Origin of the sequence: Microbispora sp. KK1-11, from assembly GCF_006874435.1 — a bacterium.
GTDB classification, from domain to species: Bacteria; Actinomycetota; Actinomycetes; order Streptosporangiales; family Streptosporangiaceae; genus Microbispora; species Microbispora catharanthi.
Genome location: NZ_VIRJ01000007.1, coordinates 261,980 through 281,009, shown reverse-complemented (window position 1 = coordinate 281,009; position 19,030 = coordinate 261,980). Strand labels below are relative to the sequence as shown.

The 19,030-nt window shown below is 70.8% G+C and carries 19 protein-coding genes; 8 read left to right on the top strand and 11 right to left on the bottom strand.

Annotated elements, in window-relative coordinates:
• Positions 1-8 precede the first annotated feature (8 nt).
• Both lat and FLW16_RS13790 read left to right on the top strand, forming a co-directional pair.
• Positions 9-1,343, top strand: a complete 1,335-nt coding sequence (gene lat, locus FLW16_RS13795; RefSeq protein WP_142560385.1) for an L-lysine 6-transaminase — start codon at positions 9-11, stop codon at positions 1,341-1,343.
• Positions 1,343-2,065, top strand: a complete 723-nt coding sequence (locus tag FLW16_RS13790; protein ID WP_142560384.1) for a thioesterase II family protein — start codon at positions 1,343-1,345, stop codon at positions 2,063-2,065. The genes lat and FLW16_RS13790 overlap by 1 nt, the downstream gene beginning before the upstream one ends.
• On the opposite strand, the gene FLW16_RS13785 is transcribed toward FLW16_RS13790, so the two are convergent.
• From FLW16_RS13785 to FLW16_RS13775, 3 genes are read right to left on the bottom strand one after another with little or no spacing between them, the layout of a single operon-like run.
• On the bottom strand, positions 2,062-2,526 hold the full coding sequence (locus FLW16_RS13785) for a hypothetical protein (protein WP_142560383.1): 465 nt from the start codon (positions 2,524-2,526) through the stop codon (positions 2,062-2,064). The two genes, FLW16_RS13790 and FLW16_RS13785, sit on opposite strands and share 4 nt — an antisense overlap.
• Positions 2,523-3,230: a response regulator transcription factor gene (locus FLW16_RS13780; protein ID WP_142560382.1), complete on the bottom strand. Its 708-nt coding sequence runs from the start codon at positions 3,228-3,230 to the stop codon at positions 2,523-2,525. Before FLW16_RS13780 ends, FLW16_RS13785 begins: the two co-directional genes overlap by 4 nt.
• Positions 3,227-4,447 (bottom strand): histidine kinase, encoded by a 1,221-nt coding sequence (locus FLW16_RS13775; RefSeq protein ID WP_142560381.1) that lies wholly within the window; start codon positions 4,445-4,447, stop codon positions 3,227-3,229. The genes FLW16_RS13780 and FLW16_RS13775 overlap by 4 nt, the downstream gene beginning before the upstream one ends.
• Positions 4,448-4,629: 182 nt before the next feature.
• Here FLW16_RS13775 and FLW16_RS13770 point away from each other — a divergent pair, with 182 nt between their 5' ends.
• The 3 genes from FLW16_RS13770 to FLW16_RS13760 all read left to right on the top strand — a co-directional run bounded on the left by FLW16_RS13770 (position 4,630) and on the right by FLW16_RS13760 (position 9,014).
• Complete coding sequence (locus FLW16_RS13770; protein WP_142560380.1) at positions 4,630-6,861, top strand: MMPL family transporter; 2,232 nt, start codon at positions 4,630-4,632, stop codon at positions 6,859-6,861.
• A 133-nt stretch (positions 6,862-6,994) separates the two neighbouring features.
• Positions 6,995-7,963, top strand: coding sequence for a hypothetical protein (locus FLW16_RS13765; protein WP_142560379.1), 969 nt, complete (start codon positions 6,995-6,997; stop codon positions 7,961-7,963).
• Positions 7,964-8,069: 106 nt separating this feature from the next.
• Positions 8,070-9,014 (top strand): hypothetical protein, encoded by a 945-nt coding sequence (locus FLW16_RS13760; protein ID WP_142560378.1) that lies wholly within the window; start codon positions 8,070-8,072, stop codon positions 9,012-9,014.
• Positions 9,015-9,031: 17 nt separating this feature from the next.
• On the opposite strand, the gene FLW16_RS13755 is transcribed toward FLW16_RS13760, so the two are convergent.
• A complete protein-coding gene (locus FLW16_RS13755; protein WP_142560377.1) occupies positions 9,032-9,958 on the bottom strand; it encodes a TIGR03564 family F420-dependent LLM class oxidoreductase in 927 nt (308 codons plus the stop codon).
• 98 nt (positions 9,959-10,056) lie between these two features.
• On the opposite strand from FLW16_RS13755, the gene FLW16_RS13750 reads away from it, so the two are divergent.
• Complete coding sequence (locus FLW16_RS13750; RefSeq protein WP_260615238.1) at positions 10,057-10,782, top strand: TetR/AcrR family transcriptional regulator; 726 nt, start codon at positions 10,057-10,059, stop codon at positions 10,780-10,782.
• The gene (locus FLW16_RS13745) at positions 10,779-11,321 is read left to right on the top strand and encodes an MOSC domain-containing protein (RefSeq protein ID WP_142560376.1); all 543 of its coding nucleotides are present in this window, start codon (positions 10,779-10,781) and stop codon (positions 11,319-11,321) included. Before FLW16_RS13750 ends, FLW16_RS13745 begins: the two co-directional genes overlap by 4 nt.
• A gap of 13 nt (positions 11,322-11,334) precedes the next feature.
• Here the strand turns inward: FLW16_RS13745 and FLW16_RS13740 are convergent, their stop codons facing one another.
• Positions 11,335-11,700 (bottom strand): MerR family transcriptional regulator, encoded by a 366-nt coding sequence (locus FLW16_RS13740; RefSeq protein WP_142560375.1) that lies wholly within the window; start codon positions 11,698-11,700, stop codon positions 11,335-11,337.
• 56 nt (positions 11,701-11,756) lie between these two features.
• Here FLW16_RS13740 and FLW16_RS13735 point away from each other — a divergent pair, with 56 nt between their 5' ends.
• Positions 11,757-12,614, top strand: coding sequence for a polysaccharide deacetylase family protein (locus tag FLW16_RS13735; protein ID WP_142560374.1), 858 nt, complete (start codon positions 11,757-11,759; stop codon positions 12,612-12,614).
• A gap of 101 nt (positions 12,615-12,715) precedes the next feature.
• Here FLW16_RS13735 and FLW16_RS13730 read toward each other — a convergent pair whose 3' ends face one another.
• The 6 genes from FLW16_RS13730 to FLW16_RS13705 all read right to left on the bottom strand — a co-directional run bounded on the left by FLW16_RS13730 (position 12,716) and on the right by FLW16_RS13705 (position 18,996).
• Positions 12,716-13,066, bottom strand: coding sequence for a hypothetical protein (locus tag FLW16_RS13730; protein ID WP_142560373.1), 351 nt, complete (start codon positions 13,064-13,066; stop codon positions 12,716-12,718).
• A gap of 24 nt (positions 13,067-13,090) precedes the next feature.
• On the bottom strand, positions 13,091-13,771 hold the full coding sequence (locus tag FLW16_RS13725; RefSeq protein WP_142560372.1) for a uracil-DNA glycosylase: 681 nt from the start codon (positions 13,769-13,771) through the stop codon (positions 13,091-13,093).
• 183 nt (positions 13,772-13,954) lie between these two features.
• A complete protein-coding gene (locus FLW16_RS13720) occupies positions 13,955-14,842 on the bottom strand; it encodes a carbohydrate ABC transporter permease (protein ID WP_142560371.1) in 888 nt (295 codons plus the stop codon).
• On the bottom strand, positions 14,839-16,389 hold the full coding sequence (locus tag FLW16_RS13715) for an ABC transporter permease subunit (RefSeq protein ID WP_260615237.1): 1,551 nt from the start codon (positions 16,387-16,389) through the stop codon (positions 14,839-14,841). Before FLW16_RS13715 ends, FLW16_RS13720 begins: the two co-directional genes overlap by 4 nt.
• A 13-nt stretch (positions 16,390-16,402) precedes the next feature.
• A complete protein-coding gene (locus FLW16_RS13710) occupies positions 16,403-17,731 on the bottom strand; it encodes an ABC transporter substrate-binding protein (protein WP_142560370.1) in 1,329 nt (442 codons plus the stop codon).
• Between the two features lie 2 nt (positions 17,732-17,733).
• Positions 17,734-18,996, bottom strand: a complete 1,263-nt coding sequence (locus tag FLW16_RS13705) for an ABC transporter substrate-binding protein (protein ID WP_142560369.1) — start codon at positions 18,994-18,996, stop codon at positions 17,734-17,736.
• Positions 18,997-19,030 lie beyond the last annotated feature (34 nt).

Here is a 19,030-nt window from a genome sequence, read left to right as displayed (position 1 = left end):
GACGAACAATGCCAACCGACACCGCCTTGCGGGCCGATCAGGCCCTGCACACCCTGCGCGCACACGTGGCAGGCGACTACCTCGACCTCGTCGTCGACCTTCGCGCCAGCCAGGGGTCCTGGCTCGCCGACGCACGTGACGGCCGGCGCTACCTCGACATGATGGGCTTCTACGCGTCGGCGCCGCTCGGGCACAACCATCCCGCGCTCGCCGACCCGGGCGAGGACTATCTCGACGAACTGCGTTTCGCGGCCCGCTACAAGCCCTCCAACCCCGACTTCCCCACGGTCATCCAGGCGCGCTTCGTCGAGACGTTCCTGCGGGTGCTCGGCGACGACGACCTGCCCTATCTCTTCTTCATCGACGGCGGCGCGCTCGCGGTGGAGAACGCGCTCAAGGTCGCCTTCGACTGGAAGGCCTGGCACAACGCAAAACACGGCATCACCGCCTCCGCCTACCGGGTCCTCCACCTCGAACGGGCCTTCCACGGCCGATCCGGCTACACCATGTCGCTCACCAACACCGACCCTGCCAAGACCTTCGGATACCCGGCCTTCGACTGGCCCCGCCTGCCCAGCCCCGCCGCCGACGACATGGCGTCCTGGTCGCGGCCCGGGCTGTCGGCCGAGGAACAGGCCGTCGTCGGGGCGGCGGAGGAGGCGTTCGCCCGGCACCCGGGAGAGATCGCCTGCTTCATCGCCGAGCCCATCCAGTGCGAGGGGGGCGATCGCCATCTGCGGCCCGAGTTCCTCAGGGCCATGCAGGAGCTGTGTCACCGGCACGACGCGTTGTTCGTGCTGGACGAGGTGCAGACCGGATGCGGCGTCACCGGCAGGCCCTGGGCGTACCAGACCCTGGGACTCGCTCCCGACCTGGTGGCGTTCGGCAAGAAGACCCAGGTGTGCGGGGTGATGGGGGGGCGAAGGGTGGCCGACCACCCGGGCAACACGTTCCGCACCCCCGGCCGGATCAGCTCGACCTGGGGCGGCAACCTCGTCGACATGCTGCGGGCGACCAGAATCCTGGAGGTGATCGAGGCGGACCGGCTCCCCGAACGCGCGGCGGACCTCGGCACGCACCTGGTCGGACGGCTGCGCGAGTGTGCCGCGGAGTTCCCGGAAGTGTTCTCGCACCCGCGCGGGCGTGGCCTGCTGTGTGCCCTCGACGTGGCCGACGCCGACCTGCGGGACCGCATCGTCGCGATCGCCAGGGAGCGGCACCAGGTCCTGCTGCTCGGCTGCGGTGAGCGGACCCTGCGGATGCGCCCGTCTCTGACGGCGGCCCGGGAGGACCTGGATCTCGCGGTGGAGCGGCTCAGGGCGGCGGCGAAGGAGGCCCTGTAGTGGGGGCGGGCGACGCGTTGCTGCTGCACGGCGACGGCGCCGGCCGGCGGCGCCTCGTCTGCTTCAGCTTCGCCGGAGGCGGCGTCGCCCCCTTCCGTGCCTGGGGCGGGTCCGTCCCGCCCGGTCACGACGTCTGGGGCATCAGCTACCCGGGACGCGACGGGCGGTACGGCCAGCGCGTGCCCGGACAGTGGAGCGAGCTCGTCACCGACTGCGCGGCCCTGGTCGCCGGGTCGGTCGAACCCCCCTACGTCCTCTACGGCCACAGCATGGGCGCGCTGGTCGCCCATGCCGTGGCGGCCACGTTGCCCGGGCCCGCGGTCGACGGGCTCATCGTGTCCGGCCACGTCGCGCCGCACCGGCACATCGGGCCCGACCCGCGACTTCTCGACGTGAGTGACGCGGCGCTGGAACGCTGGCTCGGAGAGAAGGGGCAGGTGGCGCCGGAGGTGCTGGCCAACGCCGACCTGCGGGCGTTCGCCGTGCACCTGCTCCGCGCCGACATCTCGGTGTACGGCACCTTCCGCCACGAGGCCGGGCCGTTGCTGGAGACGGACGTCCACGTGCTGTACGGAGAGGAGGAGCCGCAACCGCGGGAGGACTTCGCCGCCTGGGCGGACGTCACGAAGGGCACGACGATCGTGCACGAGCTGCCCGGGGGGCACTTCTTCACACCGGAGATCTGGAGCGCCCTTCCCGGCCTGGTGCTCACCGGGGTCTAGGTACCTCGACGCGACACGACACTGCCGCGCGGCGTGCTCACCTGGACACGACCGCCCACACCGGAGACCGTCACCGTGCCGTCGCCGACGAATCCCGTGATCGAGGCGTCGCGCGGCACGGTGATGTCGTAGACGACACGGCACCGGCGGATGCGCGGCTGGCACGCGGAGACGATGCCGACCACGTCGCCCTCCCGCCTGCCGATGACGTCCGCGGGTTCCAGCACCCCCCGGGTCACCCGCCGGGTGACGACGACGTCGTTTCCGTCGTGCCCCGTCAGCCGCACGTCGCCGGTGGCCACGAACAGATCGAGGGTCTTGACCGGTCCCGGGACCGTACGCGTCGTGACGGTGGTTCTGTCCAGGAGCGTGTCGAGGATGAGGAAGACGCCGCACACCACCAGGCCGGCCGACAGCGTCGCGGCGAGGACGAGAACCGCCCGGCGTCTCACGGAGGTCACTGCGCCCTGTCCTCGGTCTTCACCGTCGAACCTCCGGCGGTCGCTTCGAGATAGTGCAGTACGGCCAGGACGCGCCGGTGATGCTCCTGCTCGCCGGGCGGCAGGTCGAGCTTGGGGAAGAGGCTGCGGATGTGCTTCTCCACCGCCCGTTCTGTGATGTACAGCCGCCGGGCGATCGCCCCGTTGCTGAGCCCTTCGGCCATCAGGGCCAGCACGTCGATCTCGCGTGGCGACAACCGGTCAAGCCGCTTGCGACCCGGGCTGCGGCCGGCGACCACCAGTTGCGCCACCACCTCGGGGTCGAGGGCGGTGCCGCCGCCCGCGACTCTGCGCACGGTCTCGACGAACTCCTCGACGTCGGTGACGCGGTCCTTCAGCAGATATCCCACGCCGCGCGGCGACGACGCGAGCAGCTCGCTGGCCGACTGCTCCTCCACGTATTGCGACAGCACGAGCAGCGCCACCTGCGGATACCGCCGCCGGAGTTCGAGTGCGGCGTGGATGCCCTCGCTGGTGTAGGACGGCGGCAGCCGCACGTCGATGATGGCGAGGTCGGGCCGGTGGGTCGCGACCGCGTCGAGGAGAGCGTCGGGGTCCCCCGCCTCGGCCACGATCGTCATGCCTTCGTCGGTGAGGAGATGGGCGACGCCGGACCGGAGAAGAGCGGAATCGTCCGCGATCACCACGCGAAGTTCCGAGGTCATGCCTGCCACGGCAGCTCAGCCTCGATGAGGGTGGGACCGCCTTCGGGACTTTTGATCGTCAACGCCCCGTCGACCGCCCGCAGCCGATCGGCGAGTCCGGCCAGGCCACCTCCTGGTCTCAACACCGCTCCACCTTTGCCGTCGTCAAGGATGCACAGGTGTAACCGTTCGCCACCACGCCACAGACGTATCTCCACCGACAAGGCGTTCGCGTGCTTGGCGATGTTGCTCAGGATCTCAGAGACGACATAGTAAGCCACCGCCTCGGTCCGATGGGAGGGCCGCTCGGCAAGCGTCAGGTGAAGGCGCACCGGCAGGGGCTGCCGCTGCGCCGTCGATGTCACCGCGGCTGCCAGTCCCCGTTCGGTGAGGATCGGCGGGTGTGCTCCTCGCGCGATCTCCCGGAGCTCGCTGACGGCCGTCCTGGCCTCCTGATGCGCCTCGTCCAGCAGTTCGAGCGCCTTGCGCTGGTCCTGCGTCAGAAGCTTGCGCGCCCTGGCGATCGCGAGGGCGACCGCGATGAGCCGTTGCTGGGCGCCGTCGTGCAGGTTGCGCTCGATGCGAAGTCGTTCGGCCTCCGCCGCGTCCACCATCGCCGCCCGGGTCGTCTCCAGGTCGATGACCCGCCTGCGCAGGATCGTGGCGAGCGCCGTCCCGGTCCAGTGGGTCGTCAGCCGCCCCTCCACCTTGGCCAGCGGAGCGGACATCCGCAGCGTCGTCCAGATGAGGAGCACCCCCACCGGGGGCGCGAGCGTCAGCGTCACCGGGGTGAGCCGCACTCCCGCGAAGGCGGCCTCGTCGGCCGGCGACATGAGCAGCACGAGAGGCAGGACGAGCAGCGCGGCCCCGAGAGACAGCAGCAGGAGCACGGACGCGCCTGCCCCGGTGCCCCAGACGGCGAGCACCGCGCAGTGGGCCATCGACCGCCAGGCCCGCCGTCCGAACAGCCTGCGCATCCATCTGCGGGGAGGCGGCTCCATCTTGACGGCGCCCCCGGTGAACGTGGCCAGCGACTCCGAACCGAGCCGGGACACACCGAGACCGAGGAACAGGGCGAGCGGGACCAGTGGCAGGCCGAGGAGGAACAGCGGCGTCGCGAGTACGCCGCCGACCAGCAGCAGGACGGGCACCCAGTACACCGGAGACAGCAGGAGGGTGATCAGAACCTGGACGACGGCCGTGCGTGAGCCGTCCCCGAACAGCGTGACGGGCCGCAATGCTCCCCCTTTCTCCGCGAGGGTAGGGGCGCGGCCGCACGGCTATCAACACGGTGGCGGCCGACTCGGCAGAAAGTGGTGCCTGTACCACCTTTTCCGAGGTGGTGCCGCGACAGACAGTCGCCCGGCGAATCCGTACTGTCAATGCACGCTTGGACGGATCCGAAGGGCGGAGTGGACGAATGACACGGGCCGAAACCACCAGACCGGCGCCCACGCGCGTCGGTGCCGACAGTTCGGGCCAGGCCGGGGGCCGGCCCGCCGCCAAGGGGGTCGAACGGCTCGCGGACTGGAGCATCCGTCACCGCCGGCTTGCGCTCAGCCTGTGGATCTTCGCCGTCGTCGTCGCCTTCGGCGGCAGCATGTTCACCGGAGTGGTGGAGCAGTCCGACGCCGACACTCTGAGCGGGCAGGCCGCGGTGGCGGAACGCCTTCTGGACGAGTCGGACTTCGGCGAGGGCGCAATCGAGAACGTGCTGATCCAGCCCAAGGCCGGCGTCTCCGCCGGAACGGACCAGATCGTGGCCGACCTCCGCGCGCGATATCGCGTGCTCAGCGAGGTGGAGCAGGTCGGGGACCCGGTCACCTCGCCCGACGGGCGGAGCGTGCTCCTGCCGGTCCACTTGGACCTCGGCAGCGGCGAGTCGCGGACCCTGCCGAAGAACGCGGTGGGCCCGATGATCGAGGCCACAGAGGCCGCCCAGAAGGCCCACCCGGACTTCTCCATCGCCCAGGTGGGGGCCGGATCGATCGGCAAGGAGTTCTCCGAACGGTACGGCCAGGAGTTCCAGCGGGCCGAGTACATCAGCCTTCCCGTCACCTTCGCCATCCTCCTGGTCACCTTCGGAGCGCTGGTCGCGGCGGGCGTGCCGGTGCTGCTCGGCATGAGCGCGGTGCTCTTCGGCCTGGGACTGGCCTCCGTGACCTCGTTCGTCCTGCCCGCCAACACCAACCAGCCCAGCCTGATCCTGCTCGTCGGCCTGGCGGTCGGGGTCGACTACTCGCTCTTCTACATCCGTCGGGTGCGCGAGGAACGCGCCCTCGGCCGCTCGCCGGGCGACGCGCTGCACATCGCCGCCGCCACCTCGGGGAGGGCCGTGGTCGTGTCGGGCATCTCCGTTGTCGTCGCCATGGCCGGCATGTTCTTTGCCGGCAACATGATCTTCTCCTCTCTGGCGCTCGGCACGATCCTGGTCGTCGGCGTCGCGGTGCTGGGGTCCCTGGTGGTGCTGCCCGCGGTGCTCTCGATGCTCGGTGACCGGATCAACTGGCCGCGCATCCCGCTGCTGTCCCGGCGCACCCGGGTCGATCGGGGAAGCAGGGTGTGGGAGGCCGTCCTGCGGCCCGTGCTGAAGGCGCCCGCTCTCGCGGTCGTCGTGGGTCTGATCGCACTCGGAGCCGCCGCCTGGCCGATCACCGACATGCGGCTGAAGATGCCGAGCGACGAGGACCTCCCGCGTTCCTATCCCGTCGTCCGTACGCTGCACGAGGTCGTCAAGGCCTTCCCCAGCGAGAGCACGAGTCACGTCGTGGTCGTCGAGGCGCCGGCCGCCCAGCACGATCGGGTCGTCTCGGCGCTCACCGAGCTGAACACCCGTGCCCGCTCGGCCGGCGGCTTCGCGGTGAGCGAGGAGGCGAAGACCGCCTCTTCCGTGGACGACCGCGTGACGAAGATGTACGTCGCGGTGCCGGACGAGGCCAACTCGCCGGAGGCCGAGCGCACCCTCGACCGCCTGCGCACCGACCTCATCCCCGCGACCGTCGGACAGATCCCCGGCGCGGTGTGGGCGGTCGGCGGGCCCACCGCCTTCAACAGCGACTTCTCCAGCGTGCAGGAGGAGCGGCTGCCCTACGTGGTCGGGTTCGTGGTCCTGCTGTGCCTCGTGGTCATGCTGGTCGCGTTCCGCTCGTTCCTCATCGCCCTGGTCACCGGGCTGCTCAACCTGATCTCCGTGGGGGCGGCCTACGGGGTCCTCGTGCTCATCTTCCAGAACGACTGGGCCGAGTCGGTTCTGGGGTTCGAGTCGAACGGCGCCATCGTCTCGTGGATCCCGTTGATCCTCTTCGTCGTCCTGTTCGGCCTGTCCATGGACTACCACGTGTTCGTGCTGAGCCGGATCCGCGAGGCCGTCGCCAGGGGCGAAGAGGTCAGGGACGCCGTGCGGAGCGGCATCGTCAGGTCCGCCGGCGTGGTCACCAGCGCGGCCGTCATCATGGTCGCGGTGTTCGCCCTCTTCGCGACCCTTTCGACGCTGGAGATGAAGCAACTCGGGGTCGGCCTGGCGGTGGCGATCCTGCTGGACGCGACCGTCGTCCGAGGCCTGCTGCTGCCGGGCTTCCTGGCTCTCCTCGGTCGTCCCGCCTGGCGAGAGGTGTCTTTCCTCCGCAGGCTCCCGTCGGTCGCGCACGACTGACGCCGTCTCGTCCACACGGATCACGCCGCTCTGTGGTTGCCTTCGCGGTTTTCCACAGAGCGGCGTTCGGGTCTGACGGGCGGGGCGCGGATCGCGCAGGCTGGGCCTTCCGGAAATCCGCGAAGGAGAGGCCATGACGATCACCTATCCCGTGCCCGCCCAGACCTCGTCGGTCTTCGTCGTCGTCACGGACCGCACGCCGACCGATCTCTCGTCGATCGTCCCCTGGCGGATGGGGCCGTCCCACCGGCGCGCCGCCAGGGACGCGCTCGGCACGCCCCGGCTGACGCTGCAGGCGTTCCGGTCGGCGCGGTCCCCATGGCGGCGGATGGACCTGAGCACCGAGGACCTCAGACGGGTGAGACGGGCCCGTCATCACGTGGTGCTGACGAGCACCGCCCGTGTGGAGGAACAACCCGAGGCCGCCCAGGTCGCCCGGGCGGCCGCGCGCGGGATCGCGGAGGCCTACCACGGCGCGGTGTACGACCCGCTCACGGGAGCGGCCGTCTACCACTGCGCCGAGTGCCCGGGGGAACGGCGTGACTTCCGCCTCGGCGACGACTGGCTGGGCTGGAGGGTGTCGTGCGCCGACGAGGAGCACGCCTGCGGCCTCGGCGCCGCCGCATCTGAGGGAATCGGCGCCGAGGCCGACGGGGGCTGCTCGTGCCTCGTCACGACCTCGCGCGGCCTGCGCCGTTTCGGTCTGCCGGAGATCACACTGACCGGCCTCGCCTGTGCGCACAGCCTGTGCGCGGTCACCGTCCTGCGCACGGTGGCCGAGTCGCTGCTCGCGGGCCATTTCGCCTGGCTGTATCGGCAGACGGAAACGCCGCCGCCCTGCCGCGGCGTCGCCCGCCGCCTCCGGGTGGTGGGGATGGACTACGCCGTGCTGTCGGGCGGAGCGGACCTGGAGGGCGGGCCCTTCCACGTTCCCCGTGCCGAGGACGGGTCCCCGCCCGGCATGCCCGACGAGGAGAGCGGGCTCCTGCGTGTACGTCTCACGCCGGCCGCCGCCGCCCGTTCCTGCCTCAGGCTCCGCCTGCCGGGCGGTCACGGCGGAAACCCCCGCCCGCACCACACTCCCGGCCTGCTGGTCGCCTGAGTCGGCTTATGGGCCTACCGGCAGGCACGATCGTGCTGGTCCCCTGATCAGGTGACCAGGCGGCGGGGCGGGAACGTTCGGGCGTCTGCTGGACGTCTGTTGGAGTGTGACCCTTTTCGCTGCTATCGACGACGAGATCCGGGACGCGCGGGACCGCGCCAGGCGCCGGGACCAGCTCACCCGGCAGCGTGCCACTCTCCTGACTCAGATCGAGGAGGTCCGTGGCATGCTCGCGGACCTGGAGCGGCAGCTCGCCAAGGAGGATCGCGACGTCGCCAAGCTGGAACAGGGCGGCTTCGCCGCCTTCCTGGCGGGCTTGACCGGGAGCAAGGAGGAGCGCCTGGCGCGGGAGCGGGCCGAGGCGATGGCGGCCCGCCAGCGGGTCACCGGTCAGCGCACCCGCCTGGAGTGGCTCACCGGGGATCTGCGGACCACCGACCAGGCCCTCGCGGAGCTCGGCAACCCGCATCACGAGCTGGAGGCGCTGCTCGCCCGCAAGGAACGGATGCTGGTCGAGTCGGGCGATCCGCGCGGGCGGGAGCTGGCCGACATCGCCGCCCGGCTGGCGAGCGTGAGCGCCGACCTGCGCGAGCATCAGGAGGCGCAGCAGGCCGGGGCCGCCGCGGGCGAGGCGGTCGGCTACGTCCTGCGGCATCTGGGCAGCGCCCGCGGCGCCTCTACCTGGGACATGTTCAGCAACGGCGGCGGCTTCGCCGACATGGTCGAGCACGGGCACCTGCGTCAGGCCGACGAGGCGGCCTGGCACGCGCAGGGTGCGCTCGACCGGTTCTCCCGGGAGCTGGCCGACATCGGCGTCGGCGCCGCGCCCCAGCTGCCGAAGGTGGACACGCGCTGGTTCGCCGACGTCTTCTTCGACAACATCATCACCGACGCCATCAAGCACCGGCGGATCGCCCGTACGGCGGAGGCGGTGCGCGAGGTCGCCGAGTGGGTCGCGGGGATGGTCAACCAGGTGTCCGCCCGCTGTGGCGAGCTGACCCGCGAGCAGGACTCCCTCGCCCGGCGGCGCCAGGAGGTCCTGAGCTCCTGACCGGTCCTGCCCGGCTCTCACATCGAGTATCGGGCTGATCGGGCGAGGCCGGCGAGCACAGCGAGGGTGCGTTCCTGCTCGCCCGCATCACCGTAGGGCGACGCGGCGAACTCGGTGACACCCGCCTCGGCGAGCCGCCCGATCCGGCGGACAACCGCCTGCTCGCCGCCGACGATCACGACGTCTTCGGGGCCTTCCACGCCCTCCCGGTCGAGCACGGCCCGATATTCGGGCACCTGGCCCGCCAGCCCGAACTCCCCGGCGATCCGCCGCCGGACGCCCTGTTCGTCGTCCGTCACGCAGACGATCAGCCCCGCGACGACGCGGGGGGACGGGCGCCCGGCGGCGTGGGCCGCCCGCGTGACCGTCGGGACGACGTGGCCGGCCAGGGTGCGGGGGCCGGTCATCCAGGTCACCACGCCGTCCGCGTGCTCGCCCGCCAGGCGCAGCATGGCGGGGCCGAGCGCGGCCAGCAGCACGGGCGGCGGCGCGGCGCCGGGAACGTTCACCGCGCCCTCCGCCGTGAACGTCTCACCCCGGTGGCTCACCTGCTCGCCCCTGAGCAGGGGACGGAGCACCGACAGATATTCGCGCATCCGGGCGACGGGCCGCTCGGCGGAAAGGCCGAACATCGTCCGCGTCATCATCGCGATCCCCACGCCGATGCCGAGGGTGAGCCGGTTCCCGGTCGCCGCCTGGACGCTCAGGGCCTGGCTCGCCAGCACCAGCGGATGACGCGCGGGCACCGGCACCACGGCAGAGCCCAGCGCGATGCCCGGCACGTGGGCGCCCGCCATCGCCAGCGCGGTCAGCGCGTCCCATCCGAGCGCCTGGGCGGACCAGGCGGTGGCGAGGCCGGCCTGCGCCGCCGCACGCACCTGGCCGGCGAACTCCTCCGCCGTCACGGCTCCCCGTACCTCCCCGACGAGAACACCGATCCTCATCGAACACCTCACCTCCCACGATCCCAACCGGAGAACTTCTCCGGTTGAGGTGCGGCTAGAATACGGAGAACCTCTCCGGATGGCAATGTGAGGGTGGGATGACGACCGAGAGCGCCAGGGCCCGTCGGCGGCAGGCGAACCAGACGGCGAGCGACGTGCCTGGGGCGGCGGGCGGCCTGACCTCGTCGAGCGCTCGGCGGCAGGCGGAGGCGGGCGCCGCGGGCCCGCCGGCCGATGCTTCCGGGAGCCGGCGGATGCGGGCCGACGCGCGGGACAACCGCGAACGCGTGCTTCGCGCCGCCAGAGCCGCCTTCGCCGAGCACGGAGCCCAGGCGTCGCTCAACAAGATCGCGCAGAGCGCGGGGGTGGGCCCGGGCACGTTGTATCGCCATTTCCCCACCCTCGGAGCCCTGCTCGTGGCGATCATCGGGGACGACGTGGCGGCGCTCTGCGAGAAGGGACGCGACCTGCTCGGCCACACGTCGCCGGCGGAGGCGCTGCGCACCTGGCTGCGGGCCGTGGCCGAGCACGCGACCGCGATGCGGGGCCTGGTGGCCGCCCGGATGGCCGTACCGCCCGCGCCCGACGCCGACGCGGCGCTCGCGGCCTGCCACGAGCGGATCCGCGCCACCGGCGTCGCCCTGCTCGAACGCGCGCAACGGGACGGCGCGGTGCCCGGCGACATCGAGATCGCCGACCTCCTCACGCTGGTCAACGCGATCGCGTGGGTCAGCGAGCAGGCCCCGTGTGACGAATATCTACTTGACCGCCTCCTCGCCCTCGTGCGCGGAATGGAGCCATCGCCCCAACAGGAGGAGACATGACGAGCAGAGTGACGGCGGTGAGCCGCAGCGCCACCCACACCTTCAGCAAGACTCCGCTGGAGTCGATCCGGCTGCTGGCGGGCCTGGGCGTCGAGGGGGACGCCCACGCCGGGGTGACCGTGAAGCACCGGTCGCGGGTCGCCCGCGATCCCAGTCAGCCGAACCTGCGCCAGGTGCACCTGGTCCACGCGGAGTTGCACGACGAACTGCGCGAGACGGGCTTCGCCGTACGGGAGGGGGACATGGGGGAGAACGTCACCACCAGGGGTGTCGATCTGCTCGCGTTGTCCACCGGGACCCGGCTGCACCTCGGCGAGACGGCCGTTGTCGAGGTGACCGGCCTGCGCAACCCCTGCGTGCAACTCGACGGCTTCCAGGACGGGCTGATGAAGGCCGTGCTGGGCCGGGACGAGGAGGGCAACCTGGTGCGCAAGGCCGGGGTCATGGGCATCGTCGTCGCCGGCGGCGAGGTCCGGCCCGGCGACCCCATACGTGTAGAGCCGCCGGCCGGACCCCACCAGCCTCTCCAGCCGGTCTGAGCGGGGCGGACTCCTATCCGCGGTCCTGCGACGCCGCGTTGATCACGTCGTCGAGGACCTCGCGTGAGGTGACCAGATCCGTGATCATGCGGTCGATGCGGTCCCGCTCGGCGACGAGGTCGGCGACCAGCCGGGGGGTGGCGACCGCGGAGGGGCCGCCGTCGGCGTCACGCATGCAGGGCAGCAGTTGTGCGATCTTCTTGCTGTGCAGGCCCGCCGCGAACAGTTCCTGGATCCGGATGACGCGATCGACCGCCTGCTCGGGATACTCCCGCTGGCCGCCGGGCGTACGCTCGGCCACCAGCAGCCCCTGCTGCTCGTAGTAGCGCAGCGACCGCTCGCTCACCCCGGTGCGCCGCGCCAGCTCGCCGATCCGCATCGCATCACCCCCGCGGGCTTGAACCTGACATTGATGTTAGCTTCTACCGTCGCGGCATGGAGAACACGCTCTTCGACTACAGCCCGATCACCGAACGTCCGACGATCAGCTGGCCCGGCGGCGCCAGGGTCGCCGTCTACATCGGCCTCAACATCGAGCACTTCCTGGTCGACCGCCCGTCCACCAGCATCTGGCCGGGGACGGCCGACCTCGTGCCCGACGCCCTCAACTACGGCTGGCGCGACTACGGGGCCAGGGTCGGCGTCTGGCGCGTCGCCGACATCCTGGACCGGCACGGCATCAGGGCCAGCGTCCTGCTCAACTCCGCCGTCGCCGAGCACTACCCCCAGATCATCAAGGCCGGTCTCGACCGCGACTGGGCCTGGCTCCTGCACGGCCGGACCAACTCGATCCTGCACGCCGGGATGTCCCTGGAGGAGGAACGCCGTCTCCTCACGGAGATGGCCGGCGCCGTCGCCGAGGCCACCGGCCGGCGGCCGCGCGGCTGGATGGGCCCCGGCCTGACCGAGACCTTCGACACGCCGGCGCTGCTCGCCGAGCTGGGGTTCGGTTACGTGCTGGACTGGACCAACGACGACCAGCCGTACCCGTTGAACGTGCCGGGGATGATCAGCGTCCCTTACTCGGTCGAGCTCAACGACCTGCTCCTGTTCGACAGGGGTGTCACGGGGCCGGAGTTCGTCCAGATCGTCAGGGACCAGTACGAGCAGCTGCACGCCGACGCCGAACACAGCGGCAGGGTCATGGCGCTGGCCCTGCACCCCTTCGTCATCGGGCAGGCGTTCCGGGCCAGGTATCTCGATCAGGCGCTGGCCTTTCTCGCCGCGCAGCCCGACGTCTGGCTCACCACCAGCGACGAGATCGCGGCGCACTACCAGCGCACGGTCTCATAGCGCACGGTCTACCGGCGCACGAGCGGCCGGCCCGCGTGAGGGGCCGGACGCGCCGGCCGGGCCGGCCCGACGCCCTCTCGTGGACCGGCCTCAGCGCGGCCTCAGTGGGTGTGGCCCGGCTCGTCGTGATCGTGGTCGTGGTCGTCCTCGTCCTCCAGGACGCCCTCCGACGGCTCCACGCCGAGCATCGCCTCCCGCGGCTCGATCTCGGCCACGTGCTCGACCAGGCCCAGCACGTGGTCGGGCTCGATCAGCCACTGCAGGGCCGCCGCGCCCGTTTCGTCGGAGTTGACCAGCTCGATCTGCTCCTGCCGCTCGGCGTCGTCCAGCTCGGCCTGGGGGTCGCGGATCTCGGCGAGCGCCGCCGCCTGCAGCGCGTCGACATCGAGGACCTCGACCACCAGGTCGACGGTGAGCCGCAGGTAGCGACCGGTGTCCGTTCCATCGCTCATGGTGGTGATCCTATCGGCAAGCCGTCACGGCAGTTTCCACTCGACCGGCGCCGCGCCCTGCTGCTCCAGCAGGGCGTTGGCCCGGCTGAACGGACGGGAGCCGAAGAACCCGCTGCGCGCCGACAGCGGGCTGGGGTGGGCCGACTCGATGCACGGCACGTCCCCCAGCATGGGCCGCAGGTTGCGGGCGTCACGACCCCACAGGATCGCCACGAGCGGCCCGCCCCGCTCGACCAGCGCCTTGATGGCCTGCTCGGTCACCTCTTCCCAGCCCTTGCCCCGGTGGGAGGCGGGCTTGCCCGGCATCACCGTCAGCACCCTGTTGAGCAGGAGCACACCCTGCTCGGTCCACGGGGTGAGGTCGCCGTTCGAGGGCGGCGTGGGGTGGCCGAGGTCGGCCATGTACTCCTTGAAGATGTTGACCAGGCTGCCCGGCAGCGGCCGTACATCGGGGGCCACGGAGAAGCTCAGCCCGACCGGGTGTCCGGGGGTGGGGTAGGGGTCCTGGCCGACGATCAGCACCCGGACCTCGCTCAGCGGCTGCTGGAACGCGCGGAGCACGTTGTTCCCCGCCGGGAGGTACTGGCGGCCTTCCGCGATTTCCTGCCTGAGGAAGTCGCCCATGGCGGCGATGCGCTCTGCCACGGGTTCGAGGGCCTCGGCCCATCCGGCTTCCACGATTTCGTGCAACGGACGTCCTGACATGTCCGCGCACTCTATCGGCTTTTCGGCCCCCGTACGGCCCGGCGGCGGAAAGATCGGATGCCCGCTTACCCCCGTGAAGCGGGCATCCGACGTCCTTTCGGCACGGCTTGCCACACACGGGACATTTCCCGTGTCGACCGCGGTGATGCCGGAGGCCCCGGACGATCCGGGGCCTCCGGCCGGTCATTTGACCGAGCCCGCGAGCATGCCCTGCACGAAATACCGCTGGAAGGCGAAGAACAGCACCAGCGGGATGATGAGCGACAGGAACGCGCCCGGCGCGAGGATGTCCACGTTCGTGCCGAACTGTCGCATCTGGGATTGCAGTGCCTTCGTCATCGGCTGGTTCTCGGTGTCGGCGAACACCAGCGCGACGAGCAGGTCGTTCCACACCCACAGGAACTGGAAGATGCCGAGCGACGCGATCGCGGGCTTGGCCAGCGGGAACACCACGGTGGCGAAGATCCGCCACTCCGGCGCGCCGTCCATCCGCGCCGCCTCGAGCAGCTCGCGCGGAATGCCCACGAAGAAGTTGCGCAGCAGGAAGATGGCGAACGGCAGGCCGAACGCCACGTGGAACAGCACGACCCCGAGAATCGAGCCGAAGATCCCGAGGAATCCGTACAGCTTGGCGATGGGGATCAGCGCGATCTGCACCGGGACGACCAGCAGGGCGATGACCACGAGGAACACCAGGTCCCTGCCGGGGAACTCGATCCAGGCGAACGCGTACGCCGCCATGGCCGCGATGCCGATCACCAGCAGCGTCGCCGGCACCGTGATGAGGACGGTGTTCCAGAACGACGAGCCGAAGCCCGACGCGAGCAGGTTCGAGTAGTTGTCGAACGTGAGCTGCGCGGGTTTGGTGAACAGCGTCCACCAGCCGGAGGAGTTGTTCTCGGTCTCGCCGCGCAGCGAGACGACGAGCAGCCCGAGAGTCGGGAGCAGCCAGAAGAGCGCGACCAGGATCATGAAGACCTGGACCAGGCCGCCGCCGAGGCGGTCGACCGCCCGCGTGAACAGGCCGCGCTGCAACGGCTGCGCGTGCCGGGGTTCGGCCAGGGTCGTCATCCCTCGTCCCTCCTGAACCGGCGGATGTTGAAGATCATGAACGGCACCACCAGCACGAGCAGGAAGATCGACAGCGCGCTGCCCAGGCCCTGGTTGCCGCCGCCGCCGAACGACACGCGCCACATCTCCAGCGCGATCACGTTGGCCTGCGGCTGCACCGAGCCGGGGGCGATGATGAACACCAGGTCGAACACCTTCAGCACATTGATGATCATCGTGACGAAGACGACGAGCAGCACCGGCGACAGCAGCGGCACGGTGATCCGGCGGAACACCTGCCACTCGGTCGCGCCGTCGATCCTGGCCGCCTCCAGGGCGTCACGGGGGATCGCCGACAACCCGGCCGCGATCAGCACCATCGCGAACCCGGCCCACACCCAGACGTACGCGCCGATGATCGCGGGAGTGATCAGCGACGGCCCCAGCCAGGTGAGCCCGTTGAAGGGCGCCGTGAAGTTCGACTGCGGCAGCCGCACGACGTAGGAGCCGGCCGGGAGGCCGGAGAAGCGGAACGTGCCGTCGGCGGCCGTCTCGGTCGTCGCCTTGACCGCGCCGCCGGAGACCGCCTCGACCGTGACGCCGGCCAGGCCCTTCTCCTGCGGGTCGATCTGGTTCAGCGTGCCTCCGCCGCCGCGGACGACGTCGAGCCAGACCGTGCCGCTCAGGCCGTCGCCGCCGGGCGCGGCCTTGGCGGGCGCGGCGCCCTTCACCGCGTCCTGGTTCAGGCCGACGAGCGGGATCAGCACCGGAGTGCCGGCCTGCACCTGCTGCCTCGTCACCACCGCGCCGCCCTGCACGACCGCGGGCGCCTGGTCGTTCTCCCGTGGCCGGGCCCCGGGGTAGCCCGCGCTGGAGGAGAACGCGTCATGGACGGTCGTGATGACGGCGTTGGCCACGCCCTTGTCCGGGTCCTGCTCGTACACCAGGCGGAAGATGACCCCGGCGGCGAGCAGGGAGACGGCCATCGGCATGAAGAGCACCAGCTTGAACGCCGTGGACCAGCGGATGCGCTCGGTGAGCACCGCGAAGACCAGGCCGAGCGCGGTGACGATGATCGGGGCCACCACGACCCAGATGACGTTGTTCCTGATCGTGGTGAGCGTCGAGGAGTCGGTGAAGATCGAGACGTAGTTGCCCAGTCCGACGAAGCGGTCGCCGGTGGCGTCGAAGAGGCTGCGCCAGATCGAGTAGATGACCGGATAGATCATCCACGCGGCGAGCAGCAGCACCGCCGGCAGCAGGAACGTCACCGCCAGTCTCGGCGACGGGCCGAGGCGCGGGGGCGCCGTCGCCGCGCCCGCCGTGGCGACCGCGCCGGGCGGGGCCGCCGTCGCGTACCCCGCCGCCGCCGGACCCGCCGGCGGCTCCTCGGAAGCGGTCAGGGAGTCCGAGGCGGCAGGGACGTCGGCGTCGGAGCCGGAGAGGGCCGCTCCCGGCTGGGGGGAGTCGGCGGAAGGATCTGCGGGAGTTTCGCTCGGGCCGGAGGAGGCCCCGGCGGCGGACTCTCCGCCGCCGGCGGCCTGCGGGCCGTCCAACCGTTCGGTCACGGCCGTCCTTCCTTTACTTCTTGAAGGCCTTGGCGGCGTCCGCCTCGAGCTTCTCCTGCGCGCCCTTCACGTCGGAGGGGTCGCGGAGGAAGTCCTGCAGGTCCTTCCACTCGCCCTTGCCGTCGGTGCCGCCGAAGGCGCTGGGCGAGAGGTCGGACATGTCGTACCGCACGGACTCACCGGCCGAGATGATCGTCTGGGCGAGCTGCTTGGTCAGGTCGTCCGGGTAGTTGTCGGGGGAGACGTTGCGGTTGGGGGACAGGTAGCCGGGCTGCTTGGCCCAGACCTCGCCGCCCTCCTTGGACGCCAGGTACTCCACGAGCGCCTGCGCGCCCTTGTTGTCCTTCATCACCACCGCGACGTCGCCGCCGAGGATGACCGGAGCGGTGTCGCCGGCCTTCGGGAACGGCATGATCTTGGCTTCCTCGCCGACCTTGGCGCCCGACTGGCCCAGGGAGGCGGCGACGAAGTCGGCCTCGATGACCATCGCGGCCTTCTTCTGGGCGTACACCTGGGTGACGCAGGTCGGGAAGTCGGTCTGCAGCGCGCCGGACGAGCCGCCGAGCATGAACTCCTTCTTGCCGAAGATCTGCGCCAGCTTCTCCAGGGCCGTCTTGACCGAGGCGTCGGTCCACGGGATCTCGTGCTTGGAGAGCTTGTCGTAGTTCTCCGGGCCCGCCGTGGACAGGTAGACGTTCTCGAACAGGTCGGTCAGCGTCCAGCCGGAGGCGGCGCACAGCGCGAACGGCGAGACGCCGGAGTCGGACAGCGTCTGGGCGTTCTTGATCAGGTCGTCCCAGGTGGACGCGGGCTGGGCGCCGGCGTCGTCGAAGGCCGACTGGCGATACCAGACGAGCGACTTGTGCGCCGCCTTGACGAGCACGCCGTACACCTGGCCCTTGGCGGAGCCGAGCTCCTTCCAGTACGGCGTGTAGTTCTGGTCGATCTGCGCCTGCACCTCGGGGGACAGCGGCTTGAGCGCGTTCTCGTCGGCGTACTGCTGCACCAGGCCCGGCTGCGGCAGGATCGCGACGTCCGGAGGGTTGCCGCCCTGGATGCGGGGGCCGAGGTAGGCGCCGGTGTCCTCACCGGTGGAGGCGTAGGTGACCTTGGCGCCGGTCTTCTCCTCGAACGCCTTGAGCACCTTCTCGAAGTTGGCCTGCTCGTCGCCGGTCCACTTCGCGGCGACCTCGACCTTCACACCCTCCAGGGGCTTGGCGGCGGCGCCACCGGCGGCCGAGGCGCTGCCCGAGGCCGCGGGCTCGCTGCCGGAGTCGCTGCCGCACGCGGCGGCGGCGGCGAGAGCGAGGCACGCGACCATGATGGGGGGGAGTTTCCGCATATCTATCCTCCGAACTGGATGACCTCGCCGAGCCCCTGTTTCAGGTCGGCGACGGTCTCGTCTACGGGTTTCGCGAGAGTGAGCGCGCCGGAGACGGCGCTGGAGATCAGCAGGCTGACCTGGTTGTAGTCGGCGGTGACCGGCCTGGGCCTGGCCGAGACGATCGCCTCCTTGAGCGCGGGCAGGTAGGGGAACCGCTCGATGAGCTCAGGGTCGTCGTACAGGTCCGCCCACACCGGGGGGAACGAGCCCTCGGTGAGCACGAGCCGCTCGTTGTCCCTGCCGGTGAAGTAGCGGATGAAGTCGAGTGCCGACTTCTGCCGCTTGGAGAAGGCGCTGATGGCCAGGTTGTAGCCGCCCAGCGAGCTGGACCCCGGCCCGTTCAGGCCGGGCAGCCGGGCCACCGAGAACTTCCCGGCCAGTTTCGAGTGGGCGGCAGGTCCGTACGCGTGCGGCCAGTTGCGGGCGAACAGCAGCCGCCCCTCCTGGAAGGCGAGCCGGGACTCCTCCTCCTTGTACGTCAGCGCCTCTCGGGGGATCCACCCCTCCTTGACGCCGCCGACGAGGAAGTCGAGCGCGGCCCGCGCGCTGCCGAGGTCCATCGTGACCGTGCGGGCGTCCGGGCCGAGGATCGACCCGCCCGCCGACTGGACGGCCTCGGCGAAGTTGACGGTCAGTCCCTCGTACGGCAGGAACTGCCCGGCATATCCCCCGATGTGATACTTCGCGCTCAGGCGGGAGGCCTGCTCGCGCAGCTCCGCCCAGGTCTTGGGCGGCTTCAGGTGCTCCTTCTTCAGGATGTCCGACCGGTAGTAGAGCAGGCCGGCGTTGCTGGTGTACGGCGCGGCCCACAGCCTGTCGCGGTAGATGGCGGTGTCCGCGACGCCCTTGAGCAGCTTGTCCAGGGGGAACAGGCTGCGGTCGAGCGGCACGATCCAGCCGGCGTCGGCGAACTCCGCCGTCCATATCACGTCGAGCGCGAGCACGTCGTAGACGCCGTTGTGCGCCTGCAGGTTGGCCACCATCTGGGCGCGCTGCTCGTCGGCCGCCTCGGGCAGTTCGAGCAGCGACACCGGCTCGTCCGGGTGCGCCTGGTTCCACCGGTCCAGCAGTGGGCGGAGGTAGGCGGTGGTGTCCCTGCCGATCGCCAGCGTGATCGGCCCGGTGCCGTCGCTGCCCACGGCGGACTCGCCGCCGGTGTCGGCGAGCCCCGCGCACCCGGCCACCAGGAAGGTGGCCAGAACGGCGAGGGCTCGGCGAACCATGTGGCCTCCGTATGAAAAGCGGGTTACATACGTG

Bases quoted from the DNA above. Each gene is read 5' to 3' on its own strand.
- FLW16_RS13780 (WP_142560382.1), bottom strand. From the start codon at position 3,230: ATGACCTCGGAACTTCGCGTGGTGATCGCGGACGATTCCGCTCTTCTC.
- FLW16_RS13745 (WP_142560376.1), top strand. From the start codon at position 10,779: ATGACGAGCAGAGTGACGGCGGTGAGCCGCAGCGCCACCCACACCTTC.
- FLW16_RS13730 (WP_142560373.1), bottom strand. From the start codon at position 13,066: ATGAGCGATGGAACGGACACCGGTCGCTACCTGCGGCTCACCGTCGAC.
- FLW16_RS13765 (WP_142560379.1), top strand. From the start codon at position 6,995: ATGACGATCACCTATCCCGTGCCCGCCCAGACCTCGTCGGTCTTCGTC.
- FLW16_RS13735 (WP_142560374.1), top strand. From the start codon at position 11,757: ATGGAGAACACGCTCTTCGACTACAGCCCGATCACCGAACGTCCGACG.
- FLW16_RS13725 (WP_142560372.1), bottom strand. From the start codon at position 13,771: ATGTCAGGACGTCCGTTGCACGAAATCGTGGAAGCCGGATGGGCCGAG.
- lat (WP_142560385.1), top strand. From the start codon at position 9: ATGCCAACCGACACCGCCTTGCGGGCCGATCAGGCCCTGCACACCCTG.
- FLW16_RS13755 (WP_142560377.1), bottom strand. From the start codon at position 9,958: ATGAGGATCGGTGTTCTCGTCGGGGAGGTACGGGGAGCCGTGACGGCG.
- FLW16_RS13740 (WP_142560375.1), bottom strand. From the start codon at position 11,700: ATGCGGATCGGCGAGCTGGCGCGGCGCACCGGGGTGAGCGAGCGGTCG.
- FLW16_RS13720 (WP_142560371.1), bottom strand. From the start codon at position 14,842: ATGACGACCCTGGCCGAACCCCGGCACGCGCAGCCGTTGCAGCGCGGC.
- FLW16_RS13705 (WP_142560369.1), bottom strand. From the start codon at position 18,996: ATGGTTCGCCGAGCCCTCGCCGTTCTGGCCACCTTCCTGGTGGCCGGG.
- FLW16_RS13710 (WP_142560370.1), bottom strand. From the start codon at position 17,731: ATGCGGAAACTCCCCCCCATCATGGTCGCGTGCCTCGCTCTCGCCGCC.
- FLW16_RS13750 (WP_260615238.1), top strand. From the start codon at position 10,057: ATGACGACCGAGAGCGCCAGGGCCCGTCGGCGGCAGGCGAACCAGACG.
- FLW16_RS13770 (WP_142560380.1), top strand. From the start codon at position 4,630: ATGACACGGGCCGAAACCACCAGACCGGCGCCCACGCGCGTCGGTGCC.